The sequence below is a fragment of the Fructilactobacillus hinvesii genome (genome assembly GCF_024029435.1).
GTDB lineage: Bacteria > Bacillota > Bacilli > Lactobacillales > Lactobacillaceae > Fructilactobacillus > Fructilactobacillus hinvesii.
Window position 1 is genome coordinate 1,187,320 of the sequence record NZ_CP097118.1, and the last position, 21,700, is coordinate 1,209,019.

General features: G+C 43.4%; 21 protein-coding genes and 1 other annotated feature. Of the genes, 7 read left to right on the forward strand and 14 right to left on the reverse strand.

The annotated features are described in order from the left end of the window. Positions 1–31 precede the first annotated feature (31 nt). The 13 genes from yfmH to ezrA form a co-directional block, all read right to left on the reverse strand. Positions 32–1,300: an EF-P 5-aminopentanol modification-associated protein YfmH gene (gene yfmH, locus M3M39_RS06110; RefSeq protein WP_252796971.1), complete on the reverse strand. Its 1,269-nt coding sequence runs from the start codon at positions 1,298–1,300 to the stop codon at positions 32–34. After that, complete coding sequence (yfmF, locus tag M3M39_RS06115) at positions 1,281–2,552, reverse strand: EF-P 5-aminopentanol modification-associated protein YfmF (protein WP_252796972.1); 1,272 nt, start codon at positions 2,550–2,552, stop codon at positions 1,281–1,283. Before yfmF ends, yfmH begins: the two co-directional genes overlap by 20 nt. A 50-nt stretch (positions 2,553–2,602) precedes the next feature. Then, the gene (gene minD / locus M3M39_RS06120) at positions 2,603–3,400 is read right to left on the reverse strand and encodes a septum site-determining protein MinD (RefSeq protein ID WP_252796973.1); all 798 of its coding nucleotides are present in this window, start codon (positions 3,398–3,400) and stop codon (positions 2,603–2,605) included. A 2-nt stretch (positions 3,401–3,402) separates the two neighbouring features. After that, on the reverse strand, positions 3,403–4,080 hold the full coding sequence (locus M3M39_RS06125; RefSeq protein WP_252796974.1) for a septum site-determining protein MinC: 678 nt from the start codon (positions 4,078–4,080) through the stop codon (positions 3,403–3,405). A gap of 13 nt (positions 4,081–4,093) precedes the next feature. After that, a complete protein-coding gene (gene mreD, locus M3M39_RS06130) occupies positions 4,094–4,618 on the reverse strand; it encodes a rod shape-determining protein MreD (RefSeq protein ID WP_252796975.1) in 525 nt (174 codons plus the stop codon). A gap of 9 nt (positions 4,619–4,627) precedes the next feature. Further along, a complete protein-coding gene (gene mreC, locus M3M39_RS06135; RefSeq protein ID WP_252796976.1) occupies positions 4,628–5,473 on the reverse strand; it encodes a rod shape-determining protein MreC in 846 nt (281 codons plus the stop codon). A gap of 57 nt (positions 5,474–5,530) precedes the next feature. Further along, entirely contained in the window at positions 5,531–6,535 is a 1,005-nt protein-coding gene (locus M3M39_RS06140) for a rod shape-determining protein (RefSeq protein WP_274705500.1), read from the reverse strand. Positions 6,536–6,636: 101 nt separating this feature from the next. Beyond that, positions 6,637–7,938: a bifunctional folylpolyglutamate synthase/dihydrofolate synthase gene (locus tag M3M39_RS06145; RefSeq protein WP_252796978.1), complete on the reverse strand. Its 1,302-nt coding sequence runs from the start codon at positions 7,936–7,938 to the stop codon at positions 6,637–6,639. Positions 7,939–7,995: 57 nt separating this feature from the next. Beyond that, entirely contained in the window at positions 7,996–10,668 is a 2,673-nt protein-coding gene (locus M3M39_RS06150; RefSeq protein ID WP_252796979.1) for a valine--tRNA ligase, read from the reverse strand. Between the two features lie 43 nt (positions 10,669–10,711). Continuing rightward, positions 10,712–10,919: a binding site (T-box leader), on the reverse strand. 48 nt (positions 10,920–10,967) lie between these two features. Beyond that, positions 10,968–11,462, reverse strand: coding sequence for a thiol peroxidase (tpx, locus tag M3M39_RS06155; protein ID WP_252796980.1), 495 nt, complete (start codon positions 11,460–11,462; stop codon positions 10,968–10,970). A gap of 23 nt (positions 11,463–11,485) precedes the next feature. Then, the gene (gene thiI / locus M3M39_RS06160) at positions 11,486–12,709 is read right to left on the reverse strand and encodes a tRNA uracil 4-sulfurtransferase ThiI (protein WP_252796981.1); all 1,224 of its coding nucleotides are present in this window, start codon (positions 12,707–12,709) and stop codon (positions 11,486–11,488) included. Between the two features lie 25 nt (positions 12,710–12,734). After that, positions 12,735–13,880: a cysteine desulfurase family protein gene (locus M3M39_RS06165; protein ID WP_252796982.1), complete on the reverse strand. Its 1,146-nt coding sequence runs from the start codon at positions 13,878–13,880 to the stop codon at positions 12,735–12,737. A 61-nt stretch (positions 13,881–13,941) separates the two neighbouring features. Beyond that, positions 13,942–15,651 carry a septation ring formation regulator EzrA gene (gene ezrA, locus M3M39_RS06170; RefSeq protein ID WP_252796983.1) on the reverse strand — a complete coding sequence of 570 codons (1,710 nt, stop codon included), beginning with the start codon at positions 15,649–15,651 and terminating at the stop codon, positions 13,942–13,944. 332 nt (positions 15,652–15,983) lie between these two features. Here ezrA and rpsD point away from each other — a divergent pair, with 332 nt between their 5' ends. The 7 genes from rpsD (at position 15,984) to M3M39_RS06205 (ending at position 20,782) form a co-directional block, all read left to right on the forward strand. After that, entirely contained in the window at positions 15,984–16,589 is a 606-nt protein-coding gene (rpsD, locus tag M3M39_RS06175; RefSeq protein WP_252796984.1) for a 30S ribosomal protein S4, read from the forward strand. 76 nt (positions 16,590–16,665) lie between these two features. Next, complete coding sequence (locus M3M39_RS06180; RefSeq protein WP_252796985.1) at positions 16,666–17,208, forward strand: helix-turn-helix domain-containing protein; 543 nt, start codon at positions 16,666–16,668, stop codon at positions 17,206–17,208. Positions 17,209–17,213: 5 nt separating this feature from the next. Next, positions 17,214–18,059 carry an IS3 family transposase gene (locus tag M3M39_RS06185; protein ID WP_252797956.1) on the forward strand — a complete coding sequence of 282 codons (846 nt, stop codon included), beginning with the start codon at positions 17,214–17,216 and terminating at the stop codon, positions 18,057–18,059. 108 nt (positions 18,060–18,167) lie between these two features. Next, the gene (locus M3M39_RS06190) at positions 18,168–18,620 is read left to right on the forward strand and encodes a YueI family protein (RefSeq protein ID WP_252796986.1); all 453 of its coding nucleotides are present in this window, start codon (positions 18,168–18,170) and stop codon (positions 18,618–18,620) included. 21 nt (positions 18,621–18,641) lie between these two features. Continuing rightward, on the forward strand, positions 18,642–19,940 hold the full coding sequence (locus M3M39_RS06195) for a replication-associated recombination protein A (RefSeq protein ID WP_252796987.1): 1,299 nt from the start codon (positions 18,642–18,644) through the stop codon (positions 19,938–19,940). After that, positions 19,933–20,214, forward strand: coding sequence for a hypothetical protein (locus tag M3M39_RS06200; RefSeq protein WP_252796988.1), 282 nt, complete (start codon positions 19,933–19,935; stop codon positions 20,212–20,214). The genes M3M39_RS06195 and M3M39_RS06200 overlap by 8 nt, the downstream gene beginning before the upstream one ends. A gap of 76 nt (positions 20,215–20,290) precedes the next feature. Further along, positions 20,291–20,782, forward strand: a complete 492-nt coding sequence (locus M3M39_RS06205; protein ID WP_252796989.1) for a universal stress protein — start codon at positions 20,291–20,293, stop codon at positions 20,780–20,782. 10 nt (positions 20,783–20,792) lie between these two features. Here the strand turns inward: M3M39_RS06205 and M3M39_RS06210 are convergent, their stop codons facing one another. Beyond that, positions 20,793–21,692 (reverse strand): helix-turn-helix domain-containing protein, encoded by a 900-nt coding sequence (locus tag M3M39_RS06210; RefSeq protein ID WP_252796990.1) that lies wholly within the window; start codon positions 21,690–21,692, stop codon positions 20,793–20,795. Between the last annotated feature and the right edge of the window lie 8 nt (positions 21,693–21,700).

The following is a 21,700-nucleotide window of genomic DNA, read 5'->3' on the forward strand; positions in this document are numbered from 1 at the left end:
TATCACACCACTAACCGGGAAAACACGCCCACTACTTGATCAAATTAGTCGTTTTTTGACTGGCTTGAAAGAAAGTTTGCGCGATTTGCAGCACCGTTGGTAAGTCTAACTGGTTAATAATTTCGATCTCATCAAAGAGATTCGTATATCCATCCAAGGTGGTTCCTAATTGATTAGCCGTCCCAGTTACAGAATTCATTTGGGTGATTCTTGCCCCTAGTTCCTCATTTTGAATCAGTTTAAACTGACGGGCTAACCGTTGGGGTTCCTGAAGGGCTTTTTGAATCACGGCTGGAATGGTCGTGAAAAAGCGGTCTGGATGATCAGTATCTAACGCTAAAATTAAGAAATGGTAGTCCGCTTCCATCTCAAAGTCAAATCCAAAGGAGTCGTTGATAATCCCCGTTTGGTATAGATTTTGATAGATATCTGAATCCTCAGAAAACAGCAACTGCAAAAAGATTCCAAAGGCCAATTCTTGTTTAGCAAACTCGCGCCCTCGAACTACCGGAGCAGGTCCCCTGTATCCCAGCGCTGCTTTAGGGGTAGTAACTGCTAACGTGGTTGTCGTTGCTGGAACTACCGTACTATTTTGGATGTCACGCTTCGTCTGTTGCTGCAGTCGCCGTAATTCTGCTGGGTTCGCGCTTGTAGCTGGTAATTCGTGTAACACTGGTAACATTTCGGCAAGGGTAATCGGTCCACACACGGTCAAGGTTAAGTTTCCTGGTTGATAATACTGCCGGTAGGTCGCATATAAATCGGCTTCCGTAATTTGAGCAATCGAATCGATATCTCCCGCAATGTCCGCACTCAAGGGTGAGTGTGAGTACAAATTGGCAATCGTATCAAAGTAGATCCGTGAGTTAGGATCATCTTGATACATCAAAATTTCTTGGCCAATGATCCCCTGCTCCTTGGCAATCTTCTCCGGACTAAAGAACGGATGATAAACCAAATCCAAAAGCACGCGTAAATTTGCTAGCACGTTATCCGTTGCTGTAAACAAATAACTAGTCTGGGTAAAGCTCGTAAAGGCGTTATCACTTGCTCCTAAAGCAGCATAGTGGTCACTGGAATCGTAATGCTGCTTATCAAAAAGTTTGTGTTCCATAAAGTGTGCAATTCCCGCTGGAACGGAGCGATTGGCTAGTCGCACATCAATCGACCCAAAGTTTGTCGTTAACATTGCATAGGTTGAATTAAAGCGTGGCTTGGGGTTCACAATCACCTCCATCCCGTTGGCTAAGCGGGTGGTTTCAACCACTTCATCATACTGTTTATAGTGTTTTTGGTGCATGAGATGCTCCTTTCAAAAAGAAGGTTGCCCGCAGTTGCAATTTTTGGGCAACTGCACTAATTTCGGCCTTAGAAACGTGTTTAATCTGAGTTTGCCAGTCCGCTTTTTCATCATAACCTAGCATTTGTTGCAAGAATTGTTGGTTAAGCAAACGCCGGGGACTATCGGATCGACTTTTCAGACCTGAAATTAATACCTGTTTTACTTGATTAAGATCGGCATCCTGATAATCTGCTTCGATCAACCGCTGAAGCTCTGCCTGAATTAAACTTTGCACTCGAGGTTGATTTTCTCCATCAATGCCACTCTGAACTGTAATCACTCCAACCGTCGGATTATAGTTACTATTAATGTAATAAACCAAACTATCTCGTTCCCGAATGTCACGAAACATGAGTGAACTCGCCGTTCCACCCCATAAACCATTTAGAACTAACGCCGCATAATATTCTGCATCCGTCCGTAAAACTGGACAAGCATAGGCTTGTTGGTACAGTGACTGTTGTTGCTCCACCTCTTCGACTTTTGTGTGCATTTCCTGAGGAGCTTGCCATTGTAACGAGACCGGCGCAGCTTCAACTTGTTGATGTAGTCCAGCAAACTGCTCCTGCAATTGCTGAACCACGGGGGTTGCCGACGTCCCTAAAGCAGAAATATAAACTTCATTAGTTGCTAGTAATTCATGATAGTAAGCAGCCACTTCAGCACTGGTTAAACTCTGTAAACGTGTCACATCGCCCAGGATGCTTTGTCCCTGGTCCGGCGTTTCCGTAAAATACAACGACTGTAACTGTCGACCGGCGTAGTACTTCTTATCATCATCAAGGTTGCGGACGTAATCAACCACGTTTTGCTGGTGTAATTGGAACCATGCCTGAGGAAATTCTCCCTTCCTAATTAAGGGATGGAAAATCATCTCGCTCAAAAAAGCACTCACCGCCGTTGTAACATCCGTTTGATGAGGCAAATAGCGTTCATCTGCAAAACTAATTAAGAAGCGAAGGACTGCTTGGTGCCCCGTTCGAAAGACCGATGTTCCAAATTGAGTTCCGTATAACTCAGCCAAACGTTGTGCCACTTGCAATTTACTAGCATATTTTTGACTGTAATTTTCCATTAACTCCGCTAGGAGAACCCGCTTTTCTAGATTATGGTGTTCTAAGGGTTCCACGAAGTCGATCGCCACCGTAGTCGTTTTAAATTTTGCCCCCGGTTGCTGGTTAAAGTGAATTCGTGCCGTTTTCTTTTGCATACGTCCTCCAATAAAAAAACCCTTAGAAATTTCCTAAGGGTTGTGATTGTCTACTTGAATAAGTGCTTTAGTCGATCCCAAAAACTAGGTTTGGCCTGTTTCAGAGGCATCAGTGGAACCGTTTCACCCATTACTCGCCGAGCGATATTTTGATAACTTTTAGCTGCAACATTATCAGAACTCAACACAATTGGTTCGCCGTGATTTGATGTTTTAATCACATCATCATCATCAATCACAATTCCAAGTAATTTCACCCCTAAATGGTGAGTAATTTCGTCGACATCCATTACGTCACCGTTATCCATCATGTTGGGCCGAATTCGGTTGATGATTAAGCGTGGTTCTTCTTTAAGCGGATGTTTTTCTAACAAGCCCACCACTCGATCGGCATCTCGAACGGCAGAAATTTCGGGAGTTGTGACAATAATGGCACTGTCAGCACCAGCCACGGCATTTAAAAATCCTTGTTCAATCCCGGCTGGACAGTCAATCAAAACATAGTCAAACTGTGGCTTTAATTCATCAACAATGTTTTTAACTTCTTCCTCCATTAGGGCACTTTTATCTGTGTTTTGCGCCGCTGGAAGCAGGTAAAGATTACCATCAAATCGCTTATCCTTAATCAAGGCTTTAAACAAAGGAACCCGCCCCGTAGCAACGTCCACAATGTCATACATAATTCGATTATCAAGCCCTAACACCACATCAAGATTCCGTAACCCAATATCCAGGTCTAAAAGGCACACCTTTTTCCCCATCAGGGCTAAGGCCGTCCCTAGGTTGGCAGTCGTGGTCGTCTTTCCAACCCCACCTTTTCCAGATGTGATTACAATTGCTTCACCCATCGTTAAATTCCTCCAATTCTACTAAAGAATTTTGGACTAATTGCTTTAATGTTATCCAAATTACTGTAATCAATGCTGTGTAAATCATTAACGTGAATGACGGTCCGAACATCTGCTGAAACAGGGTGCCGTTGATCGGCAATGATTTCAATCTGTTCTCCAATCCGCACTTGCTGAGCTTCGTGAAAATCACCGATGGCTAATTTACTCTCATCGACTGGAAAGCCCACGTGGACAATTCCCTTGATTTTACCCATGCTAAACAGATTCCCATTAGTAATCAACCGCCCTCCTTGGTGGATTGAACCCAAAAAGAGCACATCCCCCTTTACCCGGAGATCTTGACCATTTCGAATGGTTTGATCAATAATCGTCACCCGATTTTCGTCACGTAGATGGTAGGCCTCATCATTTGACATCACGTCGGCTTTAAATGCCGTGATTACCAGATTACCGTATTTATTGACAATGTTTCGTAACGTCTGTTTTTGGTCAGCTGATAAAGCCCGATTACCAGATAAAATGGTAAACTTAAGCTCTGTTTCTGCAGACTCTCTATTTTTCGTGGCTAACTGGGTCATCAGATCCTGAAACTCCTGGAGAGCTTGCTGAAAATCAGCTTCATCGTTAATTGTAACTTGAAACCCTGATTGGGTTCCCTTTAAAATCACACTTTTCATACGTTGAAAACTCCTATGATCGATATTGGTCAAACAACAGACTCACTGGATAGTACAACAATAAAAAGATGATAAGATTCAGTAAAATCGTCGGACCAAAGGCGAAGGCCATAAAATGCATTCCAGAAAAATAAACCAGATGCGCCATCCGCCCCGCTGCATAACCTAATACTAACACAATAATTAAATCAATTAGATAAAAGAATGTTCCGCTCACCACGTTGGCTTCAAAGTAACTTTTCAGTAATTTGGTTACGTATACAATCAAGGGAAACAAAAAGGTATAAATTCCAAGCACCCCAATGTAATACAAATCGTAGACAATGCCAACCCCAAACGCCCACCAATAAAGATGAAGTTGGGTCAAATCATTCACAAACAAAATGGCATAGACAAACCACAATAGGGTTAAATAAGGAACCATTGGAAAAGTTCCGGCCAACAGTCCAGAAAAAAAGTGCATAATTGATCCTTCAAAAATGAAAGCGATTATCACTCCAAGCGGAAACAAAATATGATGTTGCCGTTTTCTCCTCATCACTGCCTCCTATTTCTTTCCTAGGACGAATACGACATCAATACTACGAGTATCAGCAGCCGGTTTAATGTTAATTTGTTCGGAAATTCCATTGGCAGCTCCAGAAATTCCCGTTACCTTCCCGACATATAATCCTTTCGGAGTGGTACCACCCAGTCCGTTGGTCATGACTTTAGCACCCTTTTTAATTTTATCCTTTGAAGTTAGGCTCCCCATCTCAAGTTCGTTATTGGCATTATTGTAACCAGAAATCAAACCATCAACTGGACCTTTTTCTCCAGCAACCTCCACGGCAAAACGGTTCGCTCCGTCACCACTATCAGTAATCAATTCCACCTTACTGTTAGTATCATTAACTTCACTAATTCTTCCAATTAAACCTTGGTTCACCATGACCGGCATGTTTTTTTGAATCCCGGCCTGTTTTCCCTTATTAATTACTAGCTGTTGTTGCCAATTAGACGGAGTCCGAGCAATCACGCTCGCGCTCACCTTGGTGTAGTCCGTTAGCGTCTTATCCATTTTTAGTTGTCGTTTTAACTGTTGGTTTTCTGAACTCAAAGCCGCATTCTTCGTTTGGGTGGCTTCGACCTGATTAACCTTACTCTTTAAAATTTGGTTTTCATGGTAAGTGTTAAGCAAATCATTGGTATTAGCAAAAAAACCATCAACAATTCCAACGGGAAAACCTAACGTTTGATTCCCTAATCCAACAATATCGTTGCCAATTCTCTGAATGATTGGGGGCGTTGCCCGTTTATTCCGAATGGCCACCGTCCCAGTAATTAGTCCAATGCTTAAAACTAAGCAAATTACCAAAATAACCAGGTTTCGGCTGGAAAAAAGCTTATGCATATCAATCTCCCATTCAATTCGATAAAACAAATAAGCGGGCACGCCCGCTTATTTGTTTTATTTTTTCTTCATGACTTCCATGCTCTTGAGTGATTCACCGGTTCCAATGGCAACACAGTCCAATGGATCCTGAGCAACACTAACGGGAACCTTAGTGGCATCAGCAATCACTTCGTCCAAATTCTTAATCAATGCGCCCCCACCAGTGAGGACAATTCCATGATCAACCACGTCTGCAGAAATTTCTGGAGAGGTTGCTTCAAGCGTTTCCTTGATGGCATTAATAATTTCCAAAATACCTTCATGAATCGCGGTGGCAACGTCCTCAGCTGTGATTTCCGTTGATTTAGGCAATCCGGTCAACAGATCACGACCACGAACGGTTTCTCCTTCCATTTGTCGTGCTTTTTCAATGGATGCAGAACCAATGTTAATCTTGGCTTGTTCCGCAGTTGGCAATCCAATTAAGAGGTTGTAGTTTTTCCGAACGTATGACACGATTGCTTCGTCTAACTTGTCTCCAGCCATTCGAATCGAGCGTGAGGAAACAATCCCCCCCAAAGAAAGGGTTGCCACGTCAGTGGTTCCCCCTCCAATATCAACTACCATGCTTCCAGTTGGATCCATCACGGGAAGACCAGCCCCTACGGCAGCAACGAATGGCTCTTCCATTACATATGCATCTCGAGCTCCGGCAACCCGGGTTGCATCAATCACGGCCCGTTTTTCCACCGTGGTAATGCCACTTGGAACACATACCATTACGTACGGACGACTATTCTTGTTACCCAAAGCCTTGCCAATGTAGTACTTCAACATGGCAACCGTCGTATCATAGTCAGCAATTACTCCATCCCGCATTGGGCGAATAACCTCGATACTAGCCGGAGCACGACCAAGCATTTCTTCTGCTTCATTTCCAACTGCTACAATTTCACTTGTCTTGGCATTGCGTGCCACAACGGAAGGTTCTCTTAAAACGATTCCCTTTCCCTCAACGTAAACAAGTGTGTTGGCAGTCCCTAAATCAATTCCAATGTTTTTAGTTCCTAGTCCAAACAAAATGTTCATCCCTTTATTGTAATATTTAATTTCTCATTAATAATTTCAGTATATCATATTGCGTTCACTTACGGCTCGGGTTTGAAATTATTAGCAATTCTTTAATTTTCTGAGCGATGCAACCACCAGGACCGCACGGTGGAAATGAATAACAGTGAGCCCGTCACTAGGGTTAAACCGTCATTATCAGTTTGCTGTAAAGCCATGTGGATCGCTTGTTTCCAATCCGGAATGTAACCAAACTGGGCAAACGACGACGTCGTAAAATCAGCACTGTGACGTTGCTTGGCTCCTGCAAATTCAGTCAGGTACAAATGAATGTGGGGATCCTCAGCCAGCAACTGGACCATCTCTTGATATTGTTTATCGGCTAAAACTGCTAAAACAACGTTGATTCGGCGTTCCGGAAACCGAGTTAAGGTCTTAAGTAAGCGTTTAATTGCGGGAACATTGTGCGCACCATCAATTAACAGTCGTGGTTGATCTTGCAGTAACTCCATCCGTCCCGCCCACCGAGTTTTAGAAATCGCCTGGCCTATCACTGGCACGGTCCGGTCCATCGGCCACTGCCACTGGGTCAAAGCTAACGTCCGAAATGCCGCAATTGCGATTGCTGCATCCTCCATTTCGAAGTCTCCAATCATATTGGTATTAATGCTTGCAATCGATCCCCAGCAATCCGTAAACGCAAAACTACGCTCCGTTAGCTGCCGGTAATGAAAATGATGCTCCAACTGAAACAGTGGGCTATTGCGGCGCGTAGCCACTGTTTTTACAACTTGCTGCGCCGCTTTCGGTAGAATCCCCGTCACGGTGGGCCGGTGCTTTCTAATCATGCCAGCCTTATCGGTAGCAATCTTTTCTACCGTATCTCCAAGAATTTGCATGTGATCCATCCCAATCGTAGTCACAATCGTTAGTAGTGCTTGATCGGAAACGTTGGTTGAATCTGATTGTCCGCCAATTCCGGCTTCCACTAAGGCAATCTCTACCTGCTGTTTTTGAAAATAAAGGTACATGAGTGCCGTAATTAATTCAAATTCAGAGGGGCCCAGTTCTGAGTCCTCTTGATCCAGCTCCGTCACAACGGGGCGAACTTTTTGCACCAGCTGCACCAGCTCAGCATCAGAAATTGGGACCTGGTTAATCTGAATCCGCTCGTTAAACCGCACGATAAACGGTGAAGTAAAAGCTCCTACCTTTAACCCGCTCTCCATCAAGAGCTGCTGTAAGTAGGCTACCACTGAACCCTTACCATTTGTTCCGACCACATGAATGGTTTGAATGGATTGCTCTGGATGTCCTAAACGGCGCAGGAGCTCGTTGATTCGTCGCTGAGTGGCTTCCTTTTTAATTCGCGGACGGCCATGAATGTAAGCCACTGCTTGTTGATAATCTGTCATTCGCTTTGCTCCTCACAAAAAACAAGCCCAGAATGTTCTGGACTTGCTTCTTTAAGTTTAAAGGGCCGCTTGTACATCGGCTAACCGCTGTTTAGCAGCTGCTAATTTTTGTTCATTATCAGCTTGTTTAGCTCGTTCCTCATCCACTACGGCCTTGGGAGCATTAGCCACAAACTTTTCGTTGGCGAGCTTGTGCTTAGCCCGGTCCACTTCAGATTGGAATTTTTCTACTTCCTTAGTTAACCGTTGAACTTCTTCGTTTAAGTCGATTAATTCAGCAAGCGGGATGCTAACTTCAGCATCCGTAACCACGGCCGTCATGGCTAATTTAGGTGCTACCACGTCAGCCCCAATTTCAAGCTTTTGTGGGTGACCAAACCGATCAATGTATTCACGATTATTTTCTAATACTTGTTTGAGTTCATCGTTGTTGGTTTTAATCAAGATGTCAACTGGATTCCCCAACGGAGCCCCAGCTTCGGCCCGAATGTTACGAACCGCCTTAATGATTTCAATCAAGTGGTCCATGTCACTTTGGGCCGTTTCATTGGTAAATTCTGGGTGCACCTCTGGATAAGCAGCCGTTACCAGTGACTGACCTTCATGGGGCATGGAAAGCCAAATTTTTTCCGTTACAAATGGCATCACTGGGTGTAACAACCGGAGGAATTGATCCAAGACGTATGCCAACACGTTTCTCGTGTTGTGCTTAGCCCGTTCATCAGTACCGGTCAACGTTTCCTTACTCATTTCGATGTACCAATCACAGAAATCATTCCAAATGAAATCGTACAGCGTCCGGTTTGCTTCACCAAAGTTGTATTTATCGTAGTTTTCTCGGACATGGGCAACCGTCTTATTAAGCCGGGCTAAGATCCACCGGTCAGCTAGGTTCCAATCAGAGGCAGCTGGCAATTCTGGTTTCTCCATCTCACCGAGATTCATAATTACGTACCGACTTGCGTTCCAAATCTTGTTAACAAACTTCCAAGATCCGTCCATCTTATCGTAACTGAACCGTTCGTCTTGACCAGGTGTGGTTCCCGTGGATAGCGACCACCGTAGTGCATCTGCCCCGTACTGATCAATTACATCCATCGGATCAATCCCATTTCCAAGCGACTTACTCATCTTACGTCCCTGTTCATCCCGGATCAACCCGTGGAGTAAGACATCCTTAAAGGGCCGACGACCAGTAAAGTGAAGACTTTGGAAAATCATCCGGGAGATCCAGAAGAAGACCAGGTCATATCCCGTTACCATCGTTGAGGTTGGGAAATATCGCTTAAAGTCGTGAGAATCAGTGTCCGGCCATCCCATCGTGGTAAATGGCCATAGTCCAGATGAGAACCAGGTATCTAAAACGTCAGGATCTTGATCCCAGTTTTCAATGTCTTTCGGGGCTGTTTCTCCCACGTACATTTCCCCGGTGTGCTTGTTGTACCAAGCTGGAATCCGGTGACCCCACCAGAGTTGCCGCGAAATTACCCAGTCATGAACGTCTTCCATCCAGCGACTAAACGTCTTTTCAAAACGTTCTGGAACAAAGTTCACTGCATCATCCGTTTGTTGATTCTTTAAAGCGGCTTCTGCTAGTGGCTTCATCTTGACAAACCACTGAGTTGATAACCGTGCTTCCACTTGTACTCCAGTTCTCTCGGAATGCCCAACGGAGTGAACAATTGGATCTACTTTAAGCATGGCGCCGCTCTTTTCAAGGTCCTTGGCGATGGCTTCTCGGGCATCAAACCGATCCATGCCGTTGTACTTACCGGCATTTTCGTTTAAAGTGGCATCTTCATTCATCGTGTTGATTTCGGCTAAATCATGCCGTTTCCCTACTTTGAAGTCATTTGGATCGTGCGCCGGCGTGATCTTTACCATTCCAGTTCCAAATTCTGGATCAACGTAGTGATCGGCGATGATGGGAATTTCCCGGTTTACTAGTGGTACGATAACGGTTTTTCCAACCAAATCTTTGTACCGCTCATCACTTGGATTAACTGCAACCGCAACGTCTCCAAACATGGTTTCCGGACGGGTCGTTGCAATTTCGATGTAGTCTTTGCCTGCAAAGGTGGTATCCCCCGTAAATTGGTATTTAACGTGGTAAAAGGCCCCTTTATCGTCCTTGTGTTCTACCTCAATGTCTGACAAGGCCGTCCGCGCTTGTGGATCCCAGTTGATGATGTACTTAGCCCTATAAATCAGACCTTGATTGTACAGATCAACAAAGACCTTGCGAACCGCTTTTGAAACACCATCATCCAGGGTGAAAGTTTCACGGTCGTAGTCCAACGAAAGGCCTAACTTAGCCCACTGTTCGTGAATGGTAGCGGCGAATTTATCCTTCCAATCCCAGACCTGTTGGATAAACTTTTCTCGCCCTAAATCATAACGAGAAATGCCTTGTTCCTGTAGCATTGCCTCAACTTTGGCCTGCGTTGCAATTCCAGCGTGATCCATTCCTGGTAACCACAATGTGTCGTACCCTTCCATCCGTTTTTGGCGAATTAACATGTCCTGCAACGTCGTATTCCAAGCATGTCCCAAGTGTAACTTCCCCGTTACGTTAGGCGGAGGCAAAACAATTGAATATGGTTTCGCCTTTTGATCTCCACTTGGTTTAAAAACACCTTCATCTAACCATTTTTGGTACATTCCTTGTTCCACAGCCTGTGGATCAAATTTAGTTGACATGGTGCTGGCTGTTTCTGTTTCCTTACTCATAAAATCACCCCTTCAAAAATAAAAAAGCACTCGTCCCTATCTCCAATAGGACGAATGCTCGCGGTACCACCTAAATTGGATTAGACTCAACCTAATCCCAACTCTAATCCGATAACGGTGGATGCCGATTATCACTACTCACTTCGTAACAACTGCTCCCAAGTTACACAAAAAAGTTTCATTGAGAGCCTCACACCGTCGCCCTCTCGCTGATAACTAGTCCTGTTTTGCCTCTTGTTCATAGCATTTATCTTTTGCCCATTAATATACTGAACTTTGGTTGATTCGTCAACCACTTTTTACAGTAATTCTTGTAAAGCCGCTAGCGCCTGTTTGTAATCCGGTTCAGCCGCAATTTGGGCTAAAACTTCTGCATAAGTGATTTTACCCGTAGCGTCTAACACAAATACTGCCCGGGCTAAATGTTTAAAACTAGGAATGTATAAGCCGGTTGCCTGACCAAAATCTCCCTCTTCATCAGACAACACAGCTAGATTTTTAACCCCTTTGGCCGCGCACCAATCAGTTTGTTCTGCAATTGAATTATTCGAAACCGTGACAAAGCGGGCCGCCGGAAATTGATCCGCTTGTTGATTAAACTTTTTGGTTTCCATGCTGCAAACATCCGTATTTAAATCCGGAACCGCACAGATAACCAGGGGTTTTCCCAGTAAGTCTTGTAGTGTAACTGATTGTTCCTGGTCATCCTGAACCGTGAAGGTTGGAAATTGTTCTCCAACTACCGGTGGGTTCCCCACCAATTCAACTGTTTGATCCATTAATTTAACTTTCATCGTGGTTCCTTTCTCACCGTGTTTTATAGTAACTCAGCAAAAACATCTTCTTCAGCATTCAAATAATCATCGCCCACGTTAATCTTCGTGACTTCGATTCCCGCTAAGGCCTCCTGCATTAACCCATCCACGTCAATTAATTTTTCAAATTCACGAGTCTTATCCAAATCAGGTTTAGTTTTAGGAGCCGGGGGTGTAAAAATCGTACAGCAATCTTCAAATGGCATAATTGACAGGTCATAAGTGTCAATCTCACGGGCAATTTTAATGATCTCCGTTTTATCCAATGAAAGTAAGGGGCGCAGAACTGGCAACGACGTAACGTCATTAATCGCCCGCATACTTTCTAACGTTTGAGAAGCAACTTGTCCCAGTGATTCCCCGGTAAAGACTCCATTACAGTGCCGATCCAAAGTAATGGCGGCTGCCAGACGCAGCATCATTCGGCGTTGAATTGTCATCAAGTAGCCTTCAGGAACCCGCTTTTTGACTTCCTCTTGAACTTTAGTAAAGGGAACCTGAATGAAGTCAATCGTTCCCCCAAAGGCAGCTAATTTAGCGGCTAAATCCTTGGCCTTGGCAAGGGCCTGCTGGCTAGTATACGGTGGACTAAAGAAGTGAATCATATCCACTTTCACGCCCCGCTTCATGGCCAGGTAAGCTGCTACCGGTGAATCAATTCCCCCTGACAGCATCATCGTGGCTCGTCCACCAGTTCCAACTGGCAAGCCCAGAGCCCCCGGAATTGTAATGCTAGACAAATAAATGCCACTCAACCGCACGTCAATCTGAAGATTGATGTCTGGCTTTTTCATCTGAACCTGAATCCCGTCGATTACCTTTAAAATGTAACTACCGACCCCGTCATCAACGCCATATGTATTTAACGGATAATTTTTATTCTGGCGGCGGGTAGAAATTTTGAAGGTTTGGACGGGCTGGTATTGTTCTTTAATCATGGCTTCGGCCGTCCGTTGAATCTCACTCAGATCGGCGTCCTTTGGCAATTTAACTACCGGTGAGAACGTTTCAATCCCAAACATTTGTTGCAACGCATCCATCACTGGCTGGGCCGCTTGTCCATTCAGTACCACGTGCAAGCGATCACGTTGGGCCTTAACCACCACCGCTGGAAACGGTTTTAACACGTTCCGAATGTTTTGGCCTAACTGGCGAATAAATTCACGCCGGTTTTTACCCTTCGTGGATAACTCACCGTACCGCACCATAATTTCACTATATTCCATTTTGTCACTTCCCTTTTTCTCTGGTTTAACTCAAGGTTTTAAATTGCTCGTAACGAGTGGCAAAGACCTGTTTAAACCGTTCGCCTTCTGCCATCGTATTTTGGTCACTTAAAGAAATCCGGACCGCTCCGCGCGCAATTTCTGGAGCAATTCCCATTGCACTTAGTGTACTAGAAGTAAGTCCTTTTTTCGAAGAACATGCACTAGTAGTTGACAAATAGATCCCATCCTCTTCAAAGGCATGCACAATCGTTTCCCCTTTGACCCCTTCAATGGCAAAGCACAGAATGTGGGGGGCAAAGTGGTCGCCCGTTCCAGAAAAGATATGAACTTTATCAAACTGTTGCAGATATTCACGCAAGCTCAACCGCAGTTGTTGTTCTAAAGCAACTGCATGACTCTCGTTTTGTTTTAACAACCGGACAGCTTTAGCCATCGCTGCAATCGCCGGCAGATTTTCGGTTCCACTGCGCTGTCCCCGTTCCTGACCGCCCCCGTCTAACAGGGGAGTTAGTTTTTTCCCAGTCCGAGCATAGATAAATCCGATGCCGCGTGGCGCATGAAACTTATGGCCAGAAAAAGTCACAAAGTCCACCCGATCGTTAAAAATCAGATCATGAATTCCCTTACCAATCCCCTGCACGGCGTCCACATGAAAATGTACCTTCGGATGGTCTTGCAAAATTTTGGCAATTTCTGCCAACGGTTCAATCGTTCCTACTTCGTTATTTACCGCCATCACGGAGACGAGAATGGTATCTGGACGAAGCGCAGCCTTTAAATCAGCGGGCTGGACCCGTCCCTCTTCATCAACCGGAAGATAGGTAACTTCAAACCCGAGTTCCTCGAGTCGCTGCATCGAATGTTTTACCGCATCGTGTTCCACCTGTGTTGTAATCAAATGGCGCCCGAATTGGCGTTTCGCCATGGCCGTCCCCTTAATGACCCAATTATCTCCTTCAGTTCCTCCACTCGTAAACAAGATCTCAGCCGGTTGCACCCCCAGCTGACTTGCAATTTGACGGCGGGATTGAATCAAGAGTTGGTCGGCTTCTTCACCAAATCGGTGTAAGCTAGAGGGATTGCCCCAGTAATTTTCACTCACCTGTTCATAAGTCTTCAACACAGCAGGATCGACCTTGGTAGTCGCACTGTTATCAAAATAAATCATGCTTAATTACTCCTTTAAAAACGAAACCAGGCCGCGTTCTCTCGACCTGGCTTTTTCCTGTTTAATTTGCGTGCGCTTTGTTTTTATAGTAACTTTCTTCGATCCGATTAAAAGCTCCCGGTTCAACTTGATCTAAAGCAGTCGCAATCGTGGCCAAACTGTCTTCATAGCGATAATCCCGTTCAAACTGCTCCTGAGCCTTTCGAATCGCCTGTGCCATCTGTGGGTTAGTCGCCGCATAGCGATTGGCATACTGAATGACCTGCTCCGCCAATAACGATTGATCAATCAGGTCACTCGTTTTCGCTTGTAGTTGATCGCGATCACGCTTAATTTGTCCAAGTTGCTTTTGAACGTCATCCATACTGATTTTAGCCTTATTCATAGTGGCTTTCAAATGTTTAACTTCGTTTTTAACCACGTCAAAGTACTCGGCATAATCAGAAGAAATCCCTGGTAAATTTAAGTTTTCAATCCGACGGTGAATGGCATGTAATTCTGCCGACAAATCTTCAAGTGTTTGCTGGGCCTGCTTTTCCTCCTCGCTCAAGTCAGCGATGGAATCGTTCAGAGCCCGTTGTTTTTTCTCAATGTTACTTAAGGATTGATTAAACTGACTCAAATCGGTCGCAATTTGTGAAAACACTGCCTGATTTTCCTGGATTAGTTGACAATCATACTGATACTTTTGGTTGATCATGCTGATTTGTTCTTTCAAACGCTCTGCATTTTCAATTTCGCCGTGTTCTAACGAGTAATTGTGACTCAAGCGGTCTAATTCAGCCAGTAACATCTGGTTCTGCTTCCAGGCATGATGAATGAACTGTCCAGTCACATCCTTCTTTTTGTCTACAAACAAGCGCGCCTTCATTTCTGCTTCTAACCGATCGTATAAGGCGTTGATTCGTTTCTCAATCTCATTGTCTTGTTCCCGAACGAAGTCTAAATCAAGGTGTTTAATGTTTTCTAGGTTATCCTGAACTGCTTGGTGTAATTCCTTGAGCGTTACGGCAAAATCATCATCGACAAAACAAAAACCTTCAGCCCGCGCCTTAGCGTATGCCGATTCAATCTCTGTCAGCTGGTTAATAAATTGAACGTGATTTTGTTCATATAATTCCGGAATGGAATTCATCTTTTGCTCTAACGTTGTAGTCGCTTTCTTTAAATCACCAAGCATTGCTTCCGCATTTTGGTGATCCCCTTGTTGCGTCAAAGCAGAGAAGTCAGCAAACGTATCTTCAAGTGATGAAAGTTGTCCTTCTAAAGCATCAATTGCTGGACCATACTGACGATTATCATTTAAGAGGGTTTTACGGATTTTTTGGTAGTTAGTTTCTAAATCAACGACCGCCTGTTGGTGATCTTGTTCCATTTTTTGAATGTTAGTGAGGGTTGCTTGAACCTGATCCAGAGTAGTAGCCGCTTTTTCCAGCTGGGCGTGCGCAGTATCCACATCATCACGAGTTTGTAAAAAATTGACTCCTTTTGCATCACTTTCCGCGGCGGTTAGGCTCTGGGCGATGGCAGGAAATTGCTCTTGATGCACCTGTTCGTAACTTTGTTGAGCATCTTTAAACTTGATCAACGAATCTCCCGTTAGGGTCAGTTGTTTTACCTGCTGAATTTGTTCCGTCAAAGATAGGTTTTGCAATCGAGAAAGTTCCGTACTCATGGTATTAGCCCGTTTTAATTGGGTTCTTTGGTACACAACAACGGCTAGATAAATAACAATGATAATAATAACAATCCCGATAATAACGTTTAGCATGATTTTCAACCTTCACCTAATTAAATTTGTTAACTAACTGTCAATCCTACAGTCTCTCTGGATTATACCATAACAAAGCCGGGAAAAGCAGCCTCCCTCTGCAGAAAATCCGGTTTCCTGCGTTGACAAATGTTCCGATTCCAGTGTACAATCGTCGTTGTGTAAAATAATGCAGCGGCACACGGTAAGCTCGTCAACATGTCTTTGCTATCTTTAGAATAGTTTAATTAGTAACCCACCGGCTGCTGAGGTGAAAGTTCTGAGAGATATGCACGAATACTAAGTGTGCATTTGGTTATTTTACTCCAAATAATTTCATTGGAGGATTTATTATGTCTAGATATACTGGACCAAGTTGGCGAATTTCTCGTCGACTCGGCATTTCTTTATCGGGAACTGGTAAAGAGTTACAACGGCGTCCTTATGCACCTGGTGTTCATGGTCAGGGTCGGCGTCAAAAGCTTTCTGAATACGGTGTTCAATTACGTGAAAAGCAAAAGATGCGTTACATGTACGGCCTAACTGAACGTCAATTTTACTCCCTCTTCTTAAAGGCGGGTAAGATTCGGGAAGGTAAGCACGGTGACAACTTCGAAATTAAGTTGGAACAACGGCTTGATAACGTTGTTTACCGTTTAGGTTTAGCTACGACGCGGCGTCAAGCACGTCAATTAGTGAACCATGGTCACATTACGGTTGACGGTAAACGCGTTGACATTCCTTCTTACGAAGTTGAACCTGGTCAAGTAGTTGGCGTTCGGGAAAAATCCAAGAACATGGCCATCATCAAAGAAGCAGTTGAAGCAGTGGTTAGTCGCCCTACTTACGTTTCATTTGATGCTGACAAGTTGGAAGGTTCCTTAACCCGACTTCCACAACCAGATGAATTAAATGCTAACATCGACACTTCCTTAGTGGTTGAATTTTACAACCGTTAATCAGTCAAAAGAGCGATCTCTTCTTGTAGTGCCCCATAAAAGTTAGACAAAATCTAATTTTTATGGGGTATTTTTTATGACTAAATACGATACAAAATTCAAAATTAAAGTAGTTGAATTTTACTTGAATAACCCGGTTTCCATTAGGGAAACCGCTAGAAAATTTAACATCAAATCTAATACTAATCTATTGCAATGGATCGAAATTTATAAATCGGAAGGACCGTTAGGGCTAAAAGTTAATCGATCACATAAAATTTATTCCAGAGAATTTAAATTAAGCGTGGTAAACTACTATAAAACTCATGAAACTAGTATTCGGCTTACAGCATTAGAATTTAAACTCAATCAAAGTCAAGTACAAAATTGGATTTATCAATTTAATCATTTTGGTGCTGAGGCGCTCTTACCGAAAAGGCATGGTAGACCATCAATGAAGAAAAAATATAAAGATTCACCCTTATCACAAGATAAGGAGTCAGCTTATTTAGATGAAATTTCTAAGCTAAAAGCTCAAATTAATGAAAATCAGATGGAGATTGATATCTTAAAAAAACATCTAGCCTCAGAGTATGGCATAAAAATTGGACAAAACGACAATTGGAAGCACAGGTCATAGATACTTTGAGGCATAAGTATTCGCTCAAACAGCTTTTTCGTTACTTTTCAATGGCTCGCTCAACCTTCTATTACAATCTTAAACGAGCCAAACAACCAGATAAATATCAGCAAGTTAAATCAGAAATTAAATCCATTTTTAGTAAAAATCTAGAAACCTTCGGTTACAGAAGAATCTGGTTGAAATTGGTTAAATGTGGAATTAGTATTTGTCCAGAAACAGTTAGAAAATTAATGACTCAATTGGGAATTAAAACTAAAGTGTATTCTAAACCTACCAGCAAAAGATATAGCTCGTTTCGTGGCAAAGTGGGGAAAATTGCGCCTAACTTATTAAAGCAACACTTTAGTGAAAAGATACCGTTTAAAGTGCTGCACACTGATATTACCCAGGTTCAACTAGTTGACGGTAAGAAGGCTTATATTTCGGCTATTATTGATGAAGCTTCTAGTGAAGTCATTTCATTAGTAGCAGATAATAATGAAAGGTTTCAGTTAGTGGAAAGAATGTTAAATGAAACTAAGATCAAAATAAAAGACTTGAAGCAAGTAACAATTCACTCAGATCAAGGATTTCATTATCAAATTCCAGCATATCAAAGCTGGATTAAAGCTAATCACGTAACTCAAAGCATGTCTAGGAAAGGTAATTGTCTTGATAATGCGCCAATTGAAAGTTTTTTTAACTTGTTGAAACGAGAATGTTTAAATCGAATTAAATTGACCTCTTTAACTTCGTTAAAGCAGGTCTGCCAAGAATATGTTAAATGGTTTAACAAGGAAAGAATTTCAGGTAACAAAAAAGGACTTACTCCGATTGAATATCGGAATAAATCCTTAAAAACTGAATAATGTCATGTCCAACTTTTATAGGGCACTACATCTTGAGACCGCTCTTTTTTATTACTTAGAATTTGATGTTACAATTAAAGAACAACGAAAGAAAGGAGCACCACTACCATGCCTAACGAAAATAACGTTCAAGACCGGCTTGATCAAGCAATGAACGGAGGAACTCCGAAAATCAATCCGGATGAACAACGACGCTACCTTGGAACTTTCCGCGAACGCGTTGCACTAATGATTCCTGTCTCTGCGGTTAGTGATGATGCCGCTTTAAACCAAGTACGACAAATTTTAACGGCTCATTCTGATTACAACCTCCTCATCAACGGGAATTTAGATAACGCCTTGCAAAGTCCCTACCTGAAACTAGCTGGTGAACTACACGCCAAATTCACCCTAAAAAACAGTGATGACTATGGAACTGCTCCTGACCAAGCCGCTGTGGTGGTTGCGGCAGCTAATGCCATTAACGTTGAAAACATTGACTTTCAAGCTCCCCAGCAACAAACTCCAAAAGAACAGTCCAATAGCCGCCAATCGTTTTGGCAACGGCTCTTTCACCATTAAAGTATTGAAATCGAGGCTGTTATGCAACAAAAACCATTAGCATATCGGATGCGCCCCACTAAAATTGAAGAAATCGTCGGGCAATCGGAACTGGTGGGTCCCGGCAAAATAATTAACCGAATGGTCAAGGCCCACCTGTTGTCATCAATGATTTTGTATGGTCCGCCAGGAACGGGAAAAACTAGTATTGCGAGTGCCATCGCTGGTTCGTCGCAATATGCCTTTCGAACGTTGAATGCGGCTACTGACACTAAAAAAGAGCTTCAGATTGTGGCCGAAGAAGCAAAGATGAGTGGAACCGTCGTATTACTCCTGGATGAAATTCACCGGTTGGATAAGACGAAGCAAGATTTCCTTTTACCGCTCTTAGAAAGTGGCCAAATCATTTTAATTGGAGCGACAACCGAAAATCCTTACATTAACATTAGTCCCGCCATCCGTTCCCGTACGCAAATTTTTACCGTCCATCCACTTGCTAGTGCTGACATTAGTACGGCCATTGATCGAGCCCTACATGATCGTACAAATGGATTAGGTAGCGAACCAGTCAAACTCGATCCGGCCGCTAAAAATCTGCTGACGCACCGCACTAATGGAGATCTGCGTAGTGCCCTCAATGCCCTTGAATTAGCGGTTAAATCCACTCCTAAACAAGCAGATGGAACCATTCACGTTACTCTAACCGACGTGGAAGCGTGCTTACAGCAACAAGCTCTAACTCAGGATAAAGATGGCGATGCCCACTATAACGTCATCTCTGCGTTTCAAAAATCCATCCGCGGCTCTGATCCCAATGCTGCCTTGCACTATGCTGCCCGGTTGATTGAAGCGGGAGATCTAACCTCCCTCATCAGACGGCTGATGGTAATTGCCTATGAAGACGTGGGCTTAGCCAATCCAGCGGCAGCCGCCCGGACGGTAGCAGCCGTCCAAGCGGCGGAACGAGTGGGCTTGCCGGAAGCCCAAATTCCGCTTGCAAACGCCATCATTGAACTGGCTTTATCACCTAAGTCCAATTCAGCAATGGCGGCAATGGCGGCGGCTTTAAAGGACGTTCGGACCGGTAAATACGGTACCATCCCCCCTTATCTTCGTGATGCTCATTTTAAAGGTGCCAAGGAGCTTGGTCACGTTGGCTACCAGTATCCCCATGATTTCCCTAACGGATGGGTTAATCAGCAGTATCTTCCCGATCAAATTAAAGATGCCCAGTATTACCAACCAAAGGAAACCGGAAAAATGGAACGAGCCTACGCCGAGCAATATCACAAGTTACAGGCAGCGCAACATCAACAACCAAAGGAGGATTCCCATGATTAATTTGTTAGCGTTACTGTTTGCCCTCCTCTTGGCGGGAAACGGACTCTACTTTTTATTCCACCAGCACCGCCCCTTCTTACTCTTTCATCCGGAACAAAACTCTAAACTCCAAACCATTTTAAGGGTGAGCGGGATTTGCTTATTACTCCTAGCGTTATTGACGCTTGGGGCCGTTCTTCTCAATAACATTCCCCTCTTGGTAATTGCCTTAATTGGCGGTTGTCTCGGGTGCCTAATTCCTGAATTGTTGCTGATTCCTTACATGAATCATTAGTCACTGTTATTTTTGGCAAAGAGCGTTAAAATTAAATTGATTAGATGCTTCACAAATCTAAATGAGGTGATTATTTATGTTACAAGAATACAAAAACATCCTAGTCCCCGTTGATGGGTCCTATGGTGCAGAATTAGCCTTTGAAAAGGCCGTGGCCATCGCCAAACGAAATGAAGCTCACTTACATTTGGTTCATGCCATTGATACTAGAGCTTACCAAGACGTCTCCAGTTTTGATAATAGTATCGTGGACGAGATTACCGATAAAAGTAAAAAGCGGCTGGAAAAATACATTCAGACGGCCCACGAAGCTGGATTAGAAGCCATTGATTACTCAATTGAGTATGGCTCTCCTAAAACCATTATTGCCAAGGAATTGCCTCAAGAACTCAACGTTGATTTAATCATCATGGGCGCAACTGGTTTAAACGCTGTGGCCCGACTCTTGATTGGTTCCGTGACGGAGTACGTAACTAGAAACGCTACTTGTGATGTTCTGGTGGTTAAAACCAACTTGAAAAACGAACTGATTCCCGAAAAACAATTAGGCAAACAAAGTAAAGAGTAATTGTTAATCCCTAGCAATCCAGCTGGGGATTTTTTAGTTGATAAAGCTCGTAAACTTGGATTAACTTGCTGTTATTTTTTAAGTGCGCTACCTGATCAGCTTGGTGAAAAAGATGACTTGCAACACTATTTTGCTCTGTTGCTTGAACAGCAAGCCCCTCAAGATAATAAAAGTCGGTTAGACAATAATAGGAATAGTGTTGCTTCAAATAGCGACGCAATTGTTGACACATCCGTTGGGTTGCTGGATATAATTTGAGAATCAAACCAAGGGTCGTAGTGGCCATTCCAAATTTCATTAATATCAGCAAAGCTTCTTGTTCCGTTTGCAGCAATAATTCTAACTGCGTAAATGCCTTGTGTAGAGACAGCTGAGCCCGTTTTACAAAGTTAAGCCGTTGATAAGTGGCCGCTTCCCCCAGATAAGCCAGTCCCTGGGTTAACGTTAGCTGATTATTAACGGGATAACTTAACGCTTGATCAAAGGAAATAATTGCAGCTTCAAAGTTACTCTGCTGGAGTAACTGTAACAAACCGCAATAGCAATGATAACGACTTAATAACTGCTTAGAATCTAGATTTTCTACTTTAATCTGGGCTAAACGCCGGGCTCCTTCTTTAAATTCAAACTGAAAAAGATCTAGTTCGAGTGCTTGCAACTGCCGTTCTCCGTAACAATACTGCTTACAAAATTTTTGTTCTAATTCTTGTTGTTCAACTTTCAAACGTTCTAATAACGCGGGAATAATTTCCCATTTGGAAAAACTGGTGCCATTTTCCAAGGTACTAATGGTAGTTTGGGTACAAATTCCTCGGGCCAACTCCGCTTGAGATAGGTGAATTTGGTGCCGCCGAACCTTAACCAGGTGACTTAATTCCGCCAATAATTGGGGAGATGGTAATAACAGCATCTGTTTGC